Origin of the sequence: Amycolatopsis sp. (assembly GCF_036008905.1) — a bacterium.
GTDB lineage: Bacteria > Actinomycetota > Actinomycetes > Mycobacteriales > Pseudonocardiaceae > Amycolatopsis.
This window is the reverse complement of sequence record NZ_DASYMU010000090.1, coordinates 15,907-29,474: the sequence shown is the minus strand read 5'-3', so window position 1 is coordinate 29,474 and position 13,568 is coordinate 15,907. Positions and strand designations below refer to the sequence as shown.

The 13,568-nt window shown below is 68.2% G+C and carries 15 protein-coding genes and 2 pseudogenes; 12 read left to right on the top strand and 5 right to left on the bottom strand.

Going from position 1 to position 13,568, the window contains the following annotated elements; all coding sequences use genetic code 11:
* From VGP60_RS17170 to VGP60_RS17140, 7 genes are all read left to right on the top strand, one after another.
* On the top strand, positions 1 to 1,425 hold a 1,425-nt coding region (locus VGP60_RS17170; protein WP_327549014.1), incomplete at its 5' end, for a sodium:solute symporter family protein.
* Between the two features lie 12 nt (positions 1,426 to 1,437).
* A complete protein-coding gene (locus tag VGP60_RS17165) occupies positions 1,438 to 1,731 on the top strand; it encodes a hypothetical protein (protein WP_327549013.1) in 294 nt (97 codons plus the stop codon).
* A 47-nt stretch (positions 1,732 to 1,778) separates the two neighbouring features.
* Complete coding sequence (locus VGP60_RS17160; RefSeq protein WP_327549012.1) at positions 1,779 to 2,759, top strand: DUF3558 domain-containing protein; 981 nt, start codon at positions 1,779 to 1,781, stop codon at positions 2,757 to 2,759.
* A gap of 64 nt (positions 2,760 to 2,823) precedes the next feature.
* Positions 2,824 to 3,825: a dihydroxyacetone kinase subunit DhaK gene (gene dhaK / locus VGP60_RS17155; RefSeq protein ID WP_327549011.1), complete on the top strand. Its 1,002-nt coding sequence runs from the start codon at positions 2,824 to 2,826 to the stop codon at positions 3,823 to 3,825.
* A gap of 1 nt (position 3,826) precedes the next feature.
* Complete coding sequence (gene dhaL / locus VGP60_RS17150; RefSeq protein ID WP_327549010.1) at positions 3,827 to 4,456, top strand: dihydroxyacetone kinase subunit DhaL; 630 nt, start codon at positions 3,827 to 3,829, stop codon at positions 4,454 to 4,456.
* Positions 4,457 to 4,490: 34 nt separating this feature from the next.
* On the top strand, positions 4,491 to 5,165 hold the full coding sequence (gene dhaM, locus VGP60_RS17145) for a dihydroxyacetone kinase phosphoryl donor subunit DhaM (RefSeq protein ID WP_327549009.1): 675 nt from the start codon (positions 4,491 to 4,493) through the stop codon (positions 5,163 to 5,165).
* 104 nt (positions 5,166 to 5,269) lie between these two features.
* Complete coding sequence (locus tag VGP60_RS17140; protein WP_327549008.1) at positions 5,270 to 7,057, top strand: 3-hydroxybutyryl-CoA dehydrogenase; 1,788 nt, start codon at positions 5,270 to 5,272, stop codon at positions 7,055 to 7,057.
* A 74-nt stretch (positions 7,058 to 7,131) separates the two neighbouring features.
* Here the strand turns inward: VGP60_RS17140 and VGP60_RS17135 are convergent, their stop codons facing one another.
* Positions 7,132 to 7,623: an Lrp/AsnC family transcriptional regulator gene (locus VGP60_RS17135; RefSeq protein ID WP_327549007.1), complete on the bottom strand. Its 492-nt coding sequence runs from the start codon at positions 7,621 to 7,623 to the stop codon at positions 7,132 to 7,134.
* Between the two features lie 58 nt (positions 7,624 to 7,681).
* Here VGP60_RS17135 and VGP60_RS17130 point away from each other — a divergent pair, with 58 nt between their 5' ends.
* Positions 7,682 to 8,800 carry a trans-sulfuration enzyme family protein gene (locus VGP60_RS17130; RefSeq protein WP_327549006.1) on the top strand — a complete coding sequence of 373 codons (1,119 nt, stop codon included), beginning with the start codon at positions 7,682 to 7,684 and terminating at the stop codon, positions 8,798 to 8,800.
* On the opposite strand, the gene VGP60_RS17125 is transcribed toward VGP60_RS17130, so the two are convergent.
* Positions 8,797 to 9,003, bottom strand: a complete 207-nt coding sequence (locus VGP60_RS17125) for a zinc ribbon domain-containing protein (protein ID WP_327549005.1) — start codon at positions 9,001 to 9,003, stop codon at positions 8,797 to 8,799. The two genes, VGP60_RS17130 and VGP60_RS17125, sit on opposite strands and share 4 nt — an antisense overlap.
* A 45-nt stretch (positions 9,004 to 9,048) precedes the next feature.
* On the opposite strand from VGP60_RS17125, the gene VGP60_RS17120 reads away from it, so the two are divergent.
* A complete protein-coding gene (locus tag VGP60_RS17120) occupies positions 9,049 to 10,167 on the top strand; it encodes an alkaline phosphatase family protein (RefSeq protein WP_327549004.1) in 1,119 nt (372 codons plus the stop codon).
* A gap of 18 nt (positions 10,168 to 10,185) precedes the next feature.
* Here VGP60_RS17120 and VGP60_RS17115 read toward each other — a convergent pair.
* Positions 10,186 to 10,326: pseudogene (locus VGP60_RS17115) on the bottom strand (SAM-dependent methyltransferase); the annotation flags it as partial.
* A 145-nt stretch (positions 10,327 to 10,471) separates the two neighbouring features.
* Between VGP60_RS17115 and VGP60_RS17110 the strand changes: the two are divergent.
* The 3 genes and pseudogenes from VGP60_RS17110 to VGP60_RS17100 all read left to right on the top strand — a co-directional run bounded on the left by VGP60_RS17110 (position 10,472) and on the right by VGP60_RS17100 (position 12,205).
* Positions 10,472 to 11,184: pseudogene (locus tag VGP60_RS17110) on the top strand (helix-turn-helix domain-containing protein).
* 20 nt (positions 11,185 to 11,204) lie between these two features.
* Complete coding sequence (locus tag VGP60_RS17105; RefSeq protein ID WP_327549003.1) at positions 11,205 to 11,495, top strand: hypothetical protein; 291 nt, start codon at positions 11,205 to 11,207, stop codon at positions 11,493 to 11,495.
* Positions 11,495 to 12,205 (top strand): alpha/beta hydrolase, encoded by a 711-nt coding sequence (locus tag VGP60_RS17100; protein ID WP_327549002.1) that lies wholly within the window; start codon positions 11,495 to 11,497, stop codon positions 12,203 to 12,205. Before VGP60_RS17105 ends, VGP60_RS17100 begins: the two co-directional genes overlap by 1 nt.
* Here VGP60_RS17100 and VGP60_RS17095 read toward each other — a convergent pair.
* A complete protein-coding gene (locus VGP60_RS17095) occupies positions 12,202 to 12,906 on the bottom strand; it encodes a maleylpyruvate isomerase family mycothiol-dependent enzyme (protein ID WP_327549001.1) in 705 nt (234 codons plus the stop codon). The two genes, VGP60_RS17100 and VGP60_RS17095, sit on opposite strands and share 4 nt — an antisense overlap.
* A 158-nt stretch (positions 12,907 to 13,064) precedes the next feature.
* Positions 13,065 to 13,289, bottom strand: coding sequence for a hypothetical protein (locus VGP60_RS17090; protein ID WP_327549000.1), 225 nt, complete (start codon positions 13,287 to 13,289; stop codon positions 13,065 to 13,067).
* Between the last annotated feature and the right edge of the window lie 279 nt (positions 13,290 to 13,568).

Here is a 13,568-nt window from a genome sequence, read left to right as displayed (position 1 = left end):
GGCGCGATCCCGGCGATGCTGTTCCTCGGCATCGTGATGATGCCGTTCTACTACGGCTCGAAAGTGCGCAGTGTTCCCGAATTCATGCGGCGCCGCTTCGGCAAACCGGCGCATCTGGTCAACGGCATCAGTTTCGCGACCGCGCAGATCCTCATCGCCGGCGCGAACCTGTTCCTGCTCGCCAGCGTGGTGAACCTGCTGCTCGGCTGGCCGCTCTGGGTTTCCATCATCATCGCGGCGATCATCGTGCTTTCCTACACCGCGCTCGGCGGCCTTTCCGCCGCGATCTACAACGAGGTCCTGCAGTTCTTCGTGATCGTGGCCGCGTTGCTGCCGCTGACGATCGTCGGCCTGGTCAAGGTCGGCGGCTGGCAGGGCCTGGTCGACAAGGTCACCAACAGCCCCGGCGGTCCGGAGCAGCTCCATTCGTGGCCGGGTGACAACCTCACCGGCTTCGGCAACAGCTTCCTTTCCGTCCTGGGCCTCGTTTTCGGCCTCGGTTTCGTGCTTTCCTTCGGGTACTGGACGACGAACTTCGTCGAGGTCCAGCGCGCGATGGCGTCGAAGAGCATGTCGGCCGCGCGCCGGACGCCGATCATCGGCGCGTTCCCGAAGATGCTGGTGCCGTTCATCGTGATCATCCCCGGCATGATCGCCGCGGTCACGGTCACCGAGTACATCCAGGACAAGCCGACGCTGATGGAGGGCGGGACCGCGGAAAGCGGCGTCACCTTCAACAACGCGTTGCTGCTGCTGATGCGGGACCTGCTGCCCAACGGCATGCTCGGGGTCGCGATCGCCGGTCTGCTGGCGTCCTTCATGGCCGGGATGGCGGCGAACCTCAGCGCCTTCAACACGGTCTTCACCTACGACCTCTGGCAGACCTACATCAAGAAGGACCGGCCGGACGGCTATTACCTCCGGTTCGGCCGCATCATCACCGCGCTCGGCACGGTGGCGGCGATCGGGACGGCGTTCATCGCGTCGAACTCCGGCAATATCCTGAACTACCTGCAGGACCTGTTCTCCTTCTTCAACGCGCCGCTGTTCGCCACCTTCATCCTCGGCATGTTCTGGAAGCGGATGACGCCGACGGCCGGTTGGGTCGGCCTGGTGCTCGGTACGGTTTCGGCGGTCACGGTCTGGGGCTTGTCCCAGGCGGAGATCCTCGGCTTGACCGGACAGGGCATCAGTTTCGTCGCGGCCGGGGTGGCGTTCGTGGTGGACATCGTGGCCAGTGTGGTGATTTCTCTGGTGACCACCCCGAAACCGGAAAGCGAGCTCACCGGGCTGGTCTACTCGCTGACACCGAAGGAAACCCGCACGCACGAATCCACCGGCGAGAACGCGGGCTGGTACCGCAAGCCCGGTGTGCTGGCGGGCATAGTCCTGGTCATCACCATCGGTCTGAACATTCTGTTCTAGGAGGGAAAGCTCATGAGCACGGAATCTTCCTCCCGCCCGCGCGGCGCCGGTGCGTTCGACATCCGGCTGATCATCGCGTTGCTCCTCGGCGTCTACGGCCTGGTGCTGACGATCATGGGGATCTGGTTCACCACGGACGACGACCTCGCCAAGGCCGCCGACGTGAACATCAACCTGTGGGCCGGGATCGGCATGCTCGTGATCACCGCGCTCTTCGTCCTGTGGGCGCAGGTACGGCCGATCATCATTACCGAGCCGACGGAGTCGCCGGAGCCGGCGGAAACGGACGTTCCGAAGACCGAATAAGCAGATTGTCACCACGCGCGAAGGGACAGGCCGCTAACGTGCACGGCGTGTCCCTTCGCGCGTTCCGCACTGTCCTGGCCGGGTTATTCGTGCTCGGCGCCGTCACGGCCTGTGGCCCTGACCTCGGCAAAGCCAACTTCGCGCGGACGACGGTGGCGGCGCAGCCCGGCAGCGGCGACCAGACACCCGACGGCCCGATCACGGACCCGGCGGTGACCGTGGCCGCGCTGCAGCTGGTCGACCCTTGTGGACTTGTCGACAACGCGACCCTCGCCGATCTCGGCACCCCGGCCGGCCCGCGGGTCAACTCGATCGACCTCGGCATGTGCTCTAACGAGGTCAAGGACGCCGGTGGCAAGACCATCAAGATCGCCGTCCAGCTCGGCAGTTCGGCGATCGGCGGTGCGACCAAGGCCAGTGGCGCGGTCGGCGGCCTGGCGCGGATCGAGGACAAGGCCGACGACGGCAGCTGCGACGTCACGGCGCTGACGGGCAAGGCGCCCGATCTGGGGATCCGCGTCAACACCATCTACACCGGAGGCGACTCGTGCCGCACCGCGGGCGGCGTGCTGGAGAAGGTCGTCAAGCGCATCCACGAGAAACCGCCGAAGTACTCGGTCGAGAAGGGCAGCCTGGTCAACGTCGACCTGTGCTCGGTCATCGACGGGCAGGTCCTCACCGAGGCCGTCCCGGCGGCCCGGAAACAGGCCAACGGTCTGCACGTCTGCAGCTGGCTCGGGTCCGGCCCGAGCGTGTTGCTCACCTTCACCCGTGGTACCAAGACGGTGGAATCCGCCGATTTCAAGAAGGTCGATCTCGGGGGTGGGGTCACCGGCTTCCAGAAAACGAAGAAGACAGGTTCCTCCGATTGCTCGATCCGGTGGCAGCACCGCTCGATCAACGGCGATGTCGGTGACAACCTGGCGCTGAACTACACGTACTACTCCGCCGACGCGAGTAAGGACGATCCTTGCGGGAAGGCGTTGAAGCTCGTGCAAAACGTGCTTACGAAGGTCCCGAAGCCTTAGCGGTGGCTCCGGCGCCCATGTGGAGGTAGGAAGAAGGTCCACCCGACGACGTGCGGAGGCCGCTTTGAAGAAAATCATCAACGATCCCTCGACGGTGGTTGTGGAATCGCTCCGGGGACTCGCGCTGGCGCACGCGGACATCCTGCGGATCGAGGAGGACCCGGCGCTGGTGGTGCGGACGGACGCGCCGGTGGCGGGCAAGGTCGCGGTGATCTCGGGCGGTGGCTCCGGTCATGAACCGCTGCACGGCGGGTTCGTCGGACTCGGCATGCTGCACGCCGCGGTGCCGGGAGCCGTCTTCACCTCGCCGACGCCCGACGCGGTCCAGGCCGCCGTGACGGCGACGGCGAGTGGCGCGGGCGCGCTGCTGATCGTGAAGAACTACACCGGGGACGTGCTCAACTTCGAAACGGCCGCCGAACTGGCCGAGGCCGACGGTGTCGAGGTCCGCAGCGTGATCGTCGACGACGACGTCGCGGTGAAGGACTCGACTTACACCGCCGGGCGGCGCGGGGTCGGCGGCACCGTGCTCCTGGAGAAGATCGCGGGCGCCGCGGCCGAGCGCGGTGACTCGCTCGACGCGGTGGAAGCGTTGGCACGCAAGGTGATCGGGCAGGTGCGGTCGATCGGCGTCGCGCTCACCCCGCCGACGGTCCCGCACGCCGGCGAGCCGAGTTTCACCCTGGCGGACAACGAGATCGAGTTCGGCATCGGGATCCACGGCGAGCCCGGCCGCGAGCGGATCGCCGCCGAGCCCGCGGACGCGCTGCTCGAACGGCTCGTGGACGCCGTCGTCACCGATCTGCCCTTCGCCGACGGTGACAAAGTGCTGCTGTTCACCAACTCCATGGGCGGGACGCCACTGCTGGAGCTCTACCTCGCGCACGGCATCGCGGAGCGGTTGCTCGGCGAGCGCGGGATCACCGTCGAGCGCCGGCTCGTCGGGCCGTACATCACCAGTCTCGAGATGCAGGGGATCAGTTTGACGTTGCTGAAACTCGACGACGAGCTCACCGAGCTCTGGGACACGCCGGTCAATACGGCCGCACTGCGCTGGGGGATCTGACATGGGATGTACGGCGGAGCAGGTGACACGGGCGGTGATCGAAGCCGCCGGGGTGGTCGCGGAACACCGCAGCGAGCTGATCGAACTGGACCGCGCGATCGGCGACGCGGACCACGGCGAGAACCTCAACCGGGGCTTTGTCGCCATCGTCGAGGCGCTGGCGCAGGCGTCCCCGCAGACACCGGGCGCGGTGCTGAAGATCGCGGCGACGACGTTGATCTCCAAGGTCGGCGGTGCGGCGGGACCGTTGTACGGCACGGCTTTCCTGCGCGCCGCGACCAAGCTGGGCGATCGGTCCGAAGTGGACGTCGAGGCTCTCGTGGAGGTGTTGCGCGCCGCGCTCGAAGGCGTTCAGGCCCGCGGCAAGGCCGTCGAGGGGGACGCGACGATGGTGGACGCGTTGCTGCCCGCCGTCGCCGCGGCCGAGGTGGCCGCTAAGGGCGGCGCGGACGTCGCGGGTGTGCTCGCCGCGGCCGCCGAAGCGGCGGACAAGGGTGCGGAGTCCACAGTGGACCTGGTGGCCCGCAAGGGCCGCGCTTCCTATCTCGGCGAACGCGCCATCGGGCACCTGGATCCGGGCGCCCGCTCCACCGCCCTGTTGTTGCACGCTTTCGCGGAGGCTGCTCAGTGAGTGCCGCCGACGTACTTGTTCCCGCGGAGGCGAAATGACCGTCGGTCTTGTCTTGGTGTCCCACAGTGCGAAACTCGCCGAAGGGCTGGCCGCGCTCGCCGCCCAGATGGCGCCGGACGTCCGGATCGTCGCGGCCGGCGGGCTGCCGGACGGCGGGATCGGCACCGACTACGACGAGGTCGTCGCCGCGGTGCAGCGCGCGGATTCGGGTGCGGGCGTCGTTTTGCTCTACGACCTCGGGAGCGCGCAGATGACGGCAGAACTGGCCGTCGAGACACTGTCCGATCCGGACTCGGCCACCGTGGTCGACGCGCCGTTCGTCGAGGGCACGGTAGCCGCGGCCGTCGCCGCGCAAGGCGGTGCGAACCGATCCGCCGTCGCGCACGCCGCCGCGGCCGCCGGTGCGCCACCCGAGCTCGACGCCCCGGCGGATCTCGATGGCGAAAGCGTTGTCGAGCTGACCCTGAAGAACGATGTCGGCCTGCATGCCAGGCCGGCCGCGCTCCTCGCGCGCCTGGTCGCCGGTCTGGACGCCGAGGTCACCATCGCGCTCCGCGAGCACACGGCGAAGGCGAACAGCGTGCTGGCGCTGATGTCCTTGGGCGCCCGGCAGGGTGACCGGATCGAGGTGCGCGCCACCGGAGAGCAGGCGGCCGAAGCGCTGAACAAGGTCAAGGAGCTGGTGGAAAGCGATTTCGAGGTGACGTGACCGACTAGTCTTTTTCGATTCTGTGGGTGACAGGGCCTGCTTTAACGGCCCAAGCGTGGCACCATCGTGGATTACTACCAGCGAGTAACCTTCGGAGGCCGGTTGTGGCACGCGAAATCGCGAGTGTGGGAGTGGTCGGGCTCGGCACGATGGGAGCCGGGATCGCCGAGGTGCTCGCCAGGAGTGGCGTGCCGGTGGTGGCCGTGGAGATCGACGGCGAAGGCGTTTCGCGGGGACGCGGCCACCTCGAGCACTCCACCGAGCGCGCGCTGAGCGGCGGCAAACTCGACGAGACGGGCCGCGCCGACCTGCTCGGCCGGATCCGGTACACCACCGAACTGGCCGAGCTCGCCGACGTCGACCTCGTGATCGAGGCGATCCCGGAGAGCCTCGGCGTCAAGACCGACGTCTTCGCCCAGCTGGACAAGATCACCAAGCCTGACACCATCTTCGCGTCCAACACCTCTTCGCTGTCGATCACCGAAATCGGCGTGCACACGGCCCGGCCCGGCAAGGTCGTCGGGATGCACTTCTTCAATCCGGCGCCGGTGCAGAAGCTGATCGAGATCGTGCGCAGCGTCGTCACCGAACCTGACGTCGTGACCGATGTGGTCGCTTTCGCCGAAAAACTCGGGAAAACGCCGGTCGTCATCGGCGACCGCGCCGGGTTCATCGCCAACGCGCTGCTGTTCGGCTACCTCAACCACGCCGTGCGGATGTACGAGCAGCGCTACGCGACGCGGGAAGACCTCGACGCGTCCATGCGGTACGGCTGCGGGTATCCGATGGGCCCGCTCGCGCTGCTCGACCTGATCGGGCTGGACACCGCCTATGAAATCCTCGACACGATGTACCACCAGTCCCGCAACCGGTTGCACGCCCCGGCGCCGCTGCTCAAGCAGATGATCACCGCCGGTCTGCTGGGCCGCAAGAGCGGCCGCGGCTTTTATACTTATGACGCCCCGGATTCCCCGAACATCGTCGCCGACGGCGCCACACCACCAGAGTCCGTTGTGGAGGGTGCCGAGCTTCGCGAGATCCGGAAGGTGGGGGTGGTCGGTACCGGAACGATGGCCACCGGCATCGTCGAAGTCTTCGCCAAAAAGGGCTACGACGTCATTCTCCGGGCCCGCAGCACGGAAAAGGCTTCGGCGTCTGTCGGTCGCGTGAAGAAGTCGCTGGACAAGCAGGTCGTTAAGGGTCGACTGTCCGAAGAGGACGCTGCCGCCACGCTCGCCAGGATCACGCCCGCTGTCGAGTTCGAAGAGCTCGCCGACGTCGACCTGGTCATCGAGGCCGTCGCCGAAGAGCTCGCCGTCAAACAAGCCGTCTTCGCCGCACTGGACGACGTCGTCAAGCCGGGCGCGATCCTCGCGACCACGACGTCCTCCCTGCCGGTCATCGAATGCGCCTCGGCCACCGAACGACCGTCCGCTGTGGTCGGTCTCCACTTCTTCAACCCGGCGCCGGTGATGAAGCTCGTCGAGGTCGTCTCCACGATCGCCACCGCCCCCGACGTGGTGGCCACCGTGCACGCGCTGTGCGGCGCGATCGGCAAGCGCCCCGTCCACTGTGGAGACCGCGCGGGCTTCATCGTCAACGCGCTCCTGTTCCCGTACCTCAACGACGCGGTGAAGATGCTCGAAGCGCACTACGCCGACGGCGACGACATCGACACCGCGATGAAGGTCGGCTGCGGCCTGCCGATGGGCCCCTTCGAACTGCTCGACGTCGTCGGGCTCGACGTCTCGCTGGCCATCCAGCGGACGCTGTTCAACGAGTTCCGCGAGGAGGGCTTCGCGCCCGCGCCCCTGCTCGAACACCTCGTCACCGCCGGCCGCCTAGGCCGGAAAACGGGCAAGGGCTTCAAGGACTACACGAAACGCCATTGACGGGAACGCCAAATGTGGCGGTCAGGCGCGTGGGGGTCGTGAGTGTTTACGAGTGTTAGAACACTTGTTGCCACTCACGAGCCACGGCTTGAGGTGACGGGCGGCAGCAGGGGGCCGCCGCTCCAGTGCTGGAACACCAGGTTCGTGTGCACCCTGGCGACTTCGTCGCGAGAGGTCAGCTCGTCCAGTACCAGCCGCTGCAGCTCGCTGGCCGACGTCGTCGCGACGTGGGCGAGGAAGTCGTCCGGGCCGGTCAGGTGGTAGACCGCGCGGACTTCGGGCTGCGCCAGCAGGTGCTCGATGAACGGGTCCACCAGCGGCCGCCGGTGCGGGCGCACCTGGACGAACAGGAACGCCTCCAGTGGTCGCCCGAGCTTCTCGGCGTCGACCTGCGCGTGCTGACCGGTGATCACGCCGGTGCCGCGCAGCCGGGCGACGCGGTCGAGGCAGGTCGACGGCGCGACGCCGACCGCAGCCGCGAGTTCCTTGTTCGAGACCCGGGCGTCGTTCTGAAGGATGCGAAGAATCTCCAGGTCTACCGTGCTGAGTTCGACAGAAGCCGTCATTTCCGAATTCTATCCGAGATCATTGCGCCTGATCCGGTGATTGACCGAGCCTTGTCGCATGACCTCCTCGATGCGAACCCGAGCTGTCCACGCCGGCCGTGACGATCTCACGGACCTCGGGGTGCACGCCGTCCCGATCGACCTGTCCACGACCTATCCGTCCCGTGACAGTGCCGAGGAGGCCCGCCGGATCGACGTGTTCGCCACCGGTGCGCTCGATCCCGGCATGCCGGTCTACGGCCGCATCTCCAATCCGACGGTCGAGCGGTTCGAGGAGGCGATGGCCGAGATCGAGGGCTTCGACCATGCCGTCGCGTTCGGCAGTGGCATGGCCGCGGTGACGGCGTGCCTGCTCGCGGCCGTCGCGAGGGGCAAGCGGCACGTCGTCGCCGTCCGCCCGCTCTACGGCACGACCGACCACCTGCTCGCATCCGGCCTGCTGGGCAACGAGCTCACCTGGGCATCGCCCGAAACTCTGAAAGACGCGCTTCGCCCGGACACCGGACTCGTCTTCGTCGAGACGCCCGCGAACCCGACACTGAGCGAGGTCGACATCGCCGCGCTGGCCGAGCTCTGCGGTGACGTCCCCTTGTTGGTGGACAACACTTTCGCCACGCCCATCCTGCAGCAGCCCGGCCGTGTCGGTGCGAAACTGGTGCTGCACAGCGCGACCAAGTTCCTCGGCGGGCACGGTGACGTCATGGGCGGGGTGGTCGCGTGCGGCGCGGAGCCCGCGGCGCTGCTGCGGCAGATCCGGTTCGCCACCGGTGCCGTGCTGCATCCGCTGGCCGGATATCTGTTGCTGCGCGGACTTTCCACGCTGCCACTGCGGATCTCGGCGGCTTCGGCCACGGCCGCGACGCTGGTCGAACGGCTCTCCGCGCATGACGCTGTCGGCGCGGTGCACTACCCGTCCCTTGGCGGGCCGCTGGTGGCTTTCGAGGTCAAGGGTGACCCGCACGCGCTCATCGGCGCCGTCCGGCTGCTGACCCCCGCGGTCAGTCTCGGCAGTGTGGACACGCTGATCCAGCATCCGGCGTCGCTCAGCCACCGGATCATGGAGGAGGACGATCGGCACGGATCAGGCGTAACCGACAAGCTGCTGCGGATGTCCGTCGGACTTGAAGACGTCGAGGATCTTTGGCACGACTTGGATCAAGCGCTTAAGGCCACTTAGCCGCAGCAGCCGCCACCGCAGCAACCGCCCGCGGCCGGCGCCGGGGCACCTGCCGCTGCGCCGGTCAGGGCGACCGTGGTCAGCAGTTTCACGGTGTCCGCGTGGCCGTCCGGGCACGCGGCGGGTGCGCCGGATTCGCTCATCGGGCGCATCAGATCGAAGCTTTCGGAGCATTCCCGGCAGCGGTACGCGTAGGTCGGCATACCGACGATTATCGCCGCCGCGGGCCGTGGTGGGAAGCTGGGTCCGTGGATCTTCCAGCACAGCCGCATCTCAGTCAGGTCGTCCCGTCCCTGCTCTCGGCGCTCGGGGTCGCGGGTTTCGCGAACACCCTCGACCTGCCGGACGTCTCCCGCGCGTGCGTCCTGCTGGTCGACGGCATGGGCTGGGAGCTGCTGGCGGCGTACGCCTCCGACGCGCCGGTGCTCACGGAGCTGGCGAAGCGGCCGCTGCACGTCGGCTTCCCGTCGACGACGGCCGCCGGGCTCGCGGCGATCGGCACCGGGCTGGCGTCGGGTGAGCACGGCATGACGGGCTACACCTTCGAGGTGCCTGGTGTCGGCGTGCTGAACTCGCTGCAGTGGCGTGTTCATCCCGGTGGCGCAGACCTGCTCGGGACGTTGTTACCCGAGGAGGTCCAGCCGCTGCCGACGACGTTCGAACGCGCGGCGGCGGCCGGAGTCGCGACGAGCGTGGTCAACTACGCGAAATTCGCGGGTACCGGGATGACCAGGGCCGTCCAGCGCGGCAGCCGGTACGCCGGGGTGCACGCGCTCGGGGATCTGGGCGCGGAAACGTTGCGGGCACTGGAAAGCAGTCCCAGTTTTTGCTACGCCTACCACAGTGAACTCGACATGCTCGGGCATCTTTACGGACCGGGTTCGACAGCTTGGCGGATGCAGTTGCGTCAGGTCGACAGGCTGGTGGAGTCCATTGTGGAGGGACTGCCGTCCGGTAGCGTACTCGCCGTCGTCGCCGACCACGGCATGGTGAGCGTGGACGGAACGGCGCTCGATGTCGACGAGAATCCGGCGCTGGTGGCCGGGGTTCGCGCGCTGGGTGGAGAAGCGCGGGCAAGGCACGTCTACGTCGAGGAAGGTGCGGCGGCCGATGTGCTCGCCGCGTGGCGGGAAGCCTTGGGGGACAACGCTTGGGTGGTCTCACGCGACGAGGCGATCACCGCCGGATGGTTCGGGCCGGTGAGTGACCGTGTCCGGCCGAGGATCGGCGACGTCGTCGCGGCGGCGCGGGGTGATTTCGGCATGCTGCGGCGGGCCGCCGAGCCGCTCGAATCGTCGTTGATCGGTCACCACGGGTCGTTGACGAGCGCGGAACAACTGGTGCCGCTCGCGCTCGCCTACGGCTGACGTCCTTTCACCGCGGAGAATCGTGTCGCCGATGTGCAGCAGCCGGAACGGAAAGCTCGCCTGGCTGTCGGCGAAGATCGAGTCCTGCAACGCCGTCGACGGCACGTGGTGCAGCATCGTGAAGCAGACGACAGCCGAGAAAGTGCTGTCCTCAAAGGGCTCGGAGCTGCAAAGCTTGCGGTGCAAGAAGTTCATCGGCATAGCGGGAACGCTACGAGCACCGCGAGCCGTCCGATAGGCGATAGCCTGTCAACCGATGTCGCGAACCAGACAGATTCTCGGGCAGTTCGATTCGCCGGGCGCCATGGTGCTCGGCGAGTTCGACCTGCCCGCCGGGACGTGGTTAACCTGGCACGTCCACGACGAACACCAGCTCGCCTGGGCCGCGCGCGGGGTCGTCGTGGTCAACGTCGGCGACGCGCATTGGGTGCTGCCGCCGACCCGCGCGCTGTGGCTGCCAGCGGGCGTCCGGCACCGCACCGGTGCGAGCGCGCACGCGATGCTTCGGTGTCTACGCCGGTCCGGAGCGCTGCCCGGTCCACTGGTCGTCCCACTGGTCGTCGCCGCGGCTGATCGACGTCCGGCCATTGCTGCGAGAACTGCTCGAATACCTGACGGCCGCCGACGTCGAAACCGGTGCCCGCCTGCGTGCCGAGGCTGTCGCCTTCGACCTCATGGAACCCGTTGACGTCGTCCCGATCAGCGTGCCGATGCCGGCGGAGGAGCGTGCCGCGCGGGTGGCGGCGGCGCTGGTGGCCGATCCGGCGGACCCGCGCGGGCTCGCGGACTTCGGGCGCGAGGTCGGCGCGAGCGAGCGGACGCTGGCGCGGATCTTCCTCGCCGAGTGCCGGCTGACCTTCGGAACCTGGCGCACCCAGGCCAGATTGCGCGCGTCTTTGCCGTGGCTCGCCGGCGGATTGCCGCTGGACGGCGCACCCAGGCGCGTCGACGAGCGCTTTTGTCGCCGCCTTCCGGCGATCGGTCGGCGTGACGCCCGGGAAATACTTCGGTGAGTAGCGGCGGCTAGATTCGGAGGTGTGCCCCGACGTCATCGCCCCGACCGCCGAGACGCGCGTGACCTAGGCGCGTCGATGGGCTGGGCGCGCTCCGAGGCGGGTCCGGACGGCGAATGGCTGGTCCGCAGCGTGCCCGGCGCCCAGGCGACCAAGACCTATCGCTGTCCCGGCTGCGACCACGAGATCTTTCCCGGCACCCCGCATGTGGTCGTCTGGCCCGCCGACGACCTGGGCTCGGTCGAGGACAGGCGGCACTGGCACCGGCCGTGCTGGGAAGCCCGCGCCCGCCGAGGCCCGTCGAGGAGACGCTGATGAGCGAGCGGATCGGCCCCAACACCGAACTCCCGGCGCGCCGGGAACCGCTAACGCTCACCACCGAAGACGGGCTCCGCCTCGTCGGCGAGCTCGCGCTACCGGTGGATCGCGAGCCTGTCGCGACGCTGATCATGCTGCACCCGCTGCCGACGCACGGCGGGATGATGGACTCCCACGTGCTTCGCAAGGCCGCGCTCCGGCTGCCCGCGCTGGCCGGGTTCGCGATCCTGCGGTTCAACACGCGCGGCAGCGAAAGCGAAGCCGGTCGAAGCGAAGGAAGCTTCGGCGAGGCCGAGTCCGAACGGTTCGACGTCGCCGCCGCGCTGGACTTCGCCCGCGAACGCGGCCTGCCGAACGTCTGGCTGGTCGGCTGGTCTTTCGGCACCGACCTCGCCGTGCGTTACGGCCACGACCCGCTGGTTCAGGGCCTCGTGCTGATCGCCCCGCCGATGCGGTGGAGCACCCGCGACCAATTGGCGCGATGGGCCGACAGCGGCAAACCGGTGACCGCGCTGGTGCCGGAATTCGACGACTTCCTCAATCCCGCCGAAGTCGCCGCGCGCTGTGTCGTCGTGCCGCACGCCCGGGTCGTCGAGCTTCCCGGTGCCGGTCATCTACTGGTGGGGCAGGCCGACGAGGTGCTGGACCAGGTCGTCGCCGCTGTCGCGCCCGAAGTCGAGACGCCGTTGCCCCGAGTGTGGCCCTAGCCCAGGTCCCCCGACGCGAGAAAGCGGCTCAGCACCTCCTCGCCGCCGAAAACCTGCGCCACCTCGGGACCCTTGCGCCGCCACAACAGCAGTAAGAGATCCGACGCCGTCGCGCGGACGGCCACGTCTCCCTTGGCGTGCTCGTGGGTGACCACCCAGCTGTTCTCACCCGCGACGATCAGCCACTCGCCGGGCCCGTCGGTGGTGTGCAGATGAACACTGCCCAACCCCTTCGGCGGTATTGGGGGCAGGAAGAACGTCAGCAGCTCGTCGATCCCGTCCACGGCCAGCTCACGCTCGACCGGCTCGTCCCGACCGGCCGCGGCCAGCGCGTCCCACGTGTGGACGGCCGTTTCCTGGGCCATGCGGCGCTGGATGAACCCCGCGTCGCGCTGCTCGGACCACGTCCAGGTCGGCGTCTTGGGGTCGAGCCCGGCCAACACCTCGGCCGTGGCCTCGACACCTTCGGCGAACCACTTGATCAGCTCGGTGTCGACGGGATGCTCCGGCTCGACCCGCTTGTCCGGCTCCCCGCCGGAAGCCATCTGCCGCCAGAAGTCGTGCACCTTGCCGGTGTGCCAGACCAGGTCCGCGACCGTCCACTCCGGACAGCTCGGCACCGGCAGCCTCAGGTCCGTTGCGGCTTCCGCCAGCCGGGCGCCGTCCCGGCGAAGCGCGACGATGTAGTCCTCGAGTTCCACGCTCCGGACGCTAACAGCGCCCCCCGACAAAACCCTTCGGCAACACCTGCCGGGCCGCGCCCTGCCACGTTTGCCCCGCCGCACGTCACGCCATTCCCCCAAAGCGGCGTTGGGGGCGTTGAGTGCCCCCAACGCCGCTTTGGGGGAATCGCTGGAGTTCACGAAAGGGTGCAAGTTCCGCCACCTCCGGGGGCACTCGGATAAGCCGCGAGCATCGCCGCGCCCTCCGCGCCGCCCCGATCCCCGTGCAGTGCCTGAACGGGCCCGCCGACCAGGCTGGGAGCGATCCGATCGGCCCCGGCGCGCAGTTTGGGTGCGTGGCCGTCGAAGGCGTCTTCCCACAGGTCCAGCGTGCGGCGCTCCTCGGCCAGCGACTCCGCCACGTCGCGCGGGTTGTACCGATGATCCCGTTCATGCGGGGTGAAATGCCAGAGAGTGACCGGCAGACCGCCCGAGAAATGAGGCCCGGCCGGGGATCCGACAAAGGTGAGACGACACGCACACCACGTTCCGTGAGGAACCCCGACAGCGCTACGTCGCGTGCCAGCCACGCGGCGGAAGTACCCCGGACCAGCCTGGTGGTGCCGGGGATCCGTGCCACCGCCGAACCCAGTCTCACCAGCACGTTCGACCGTTCGTGGAGCACTTCGGGATCGTCTGCC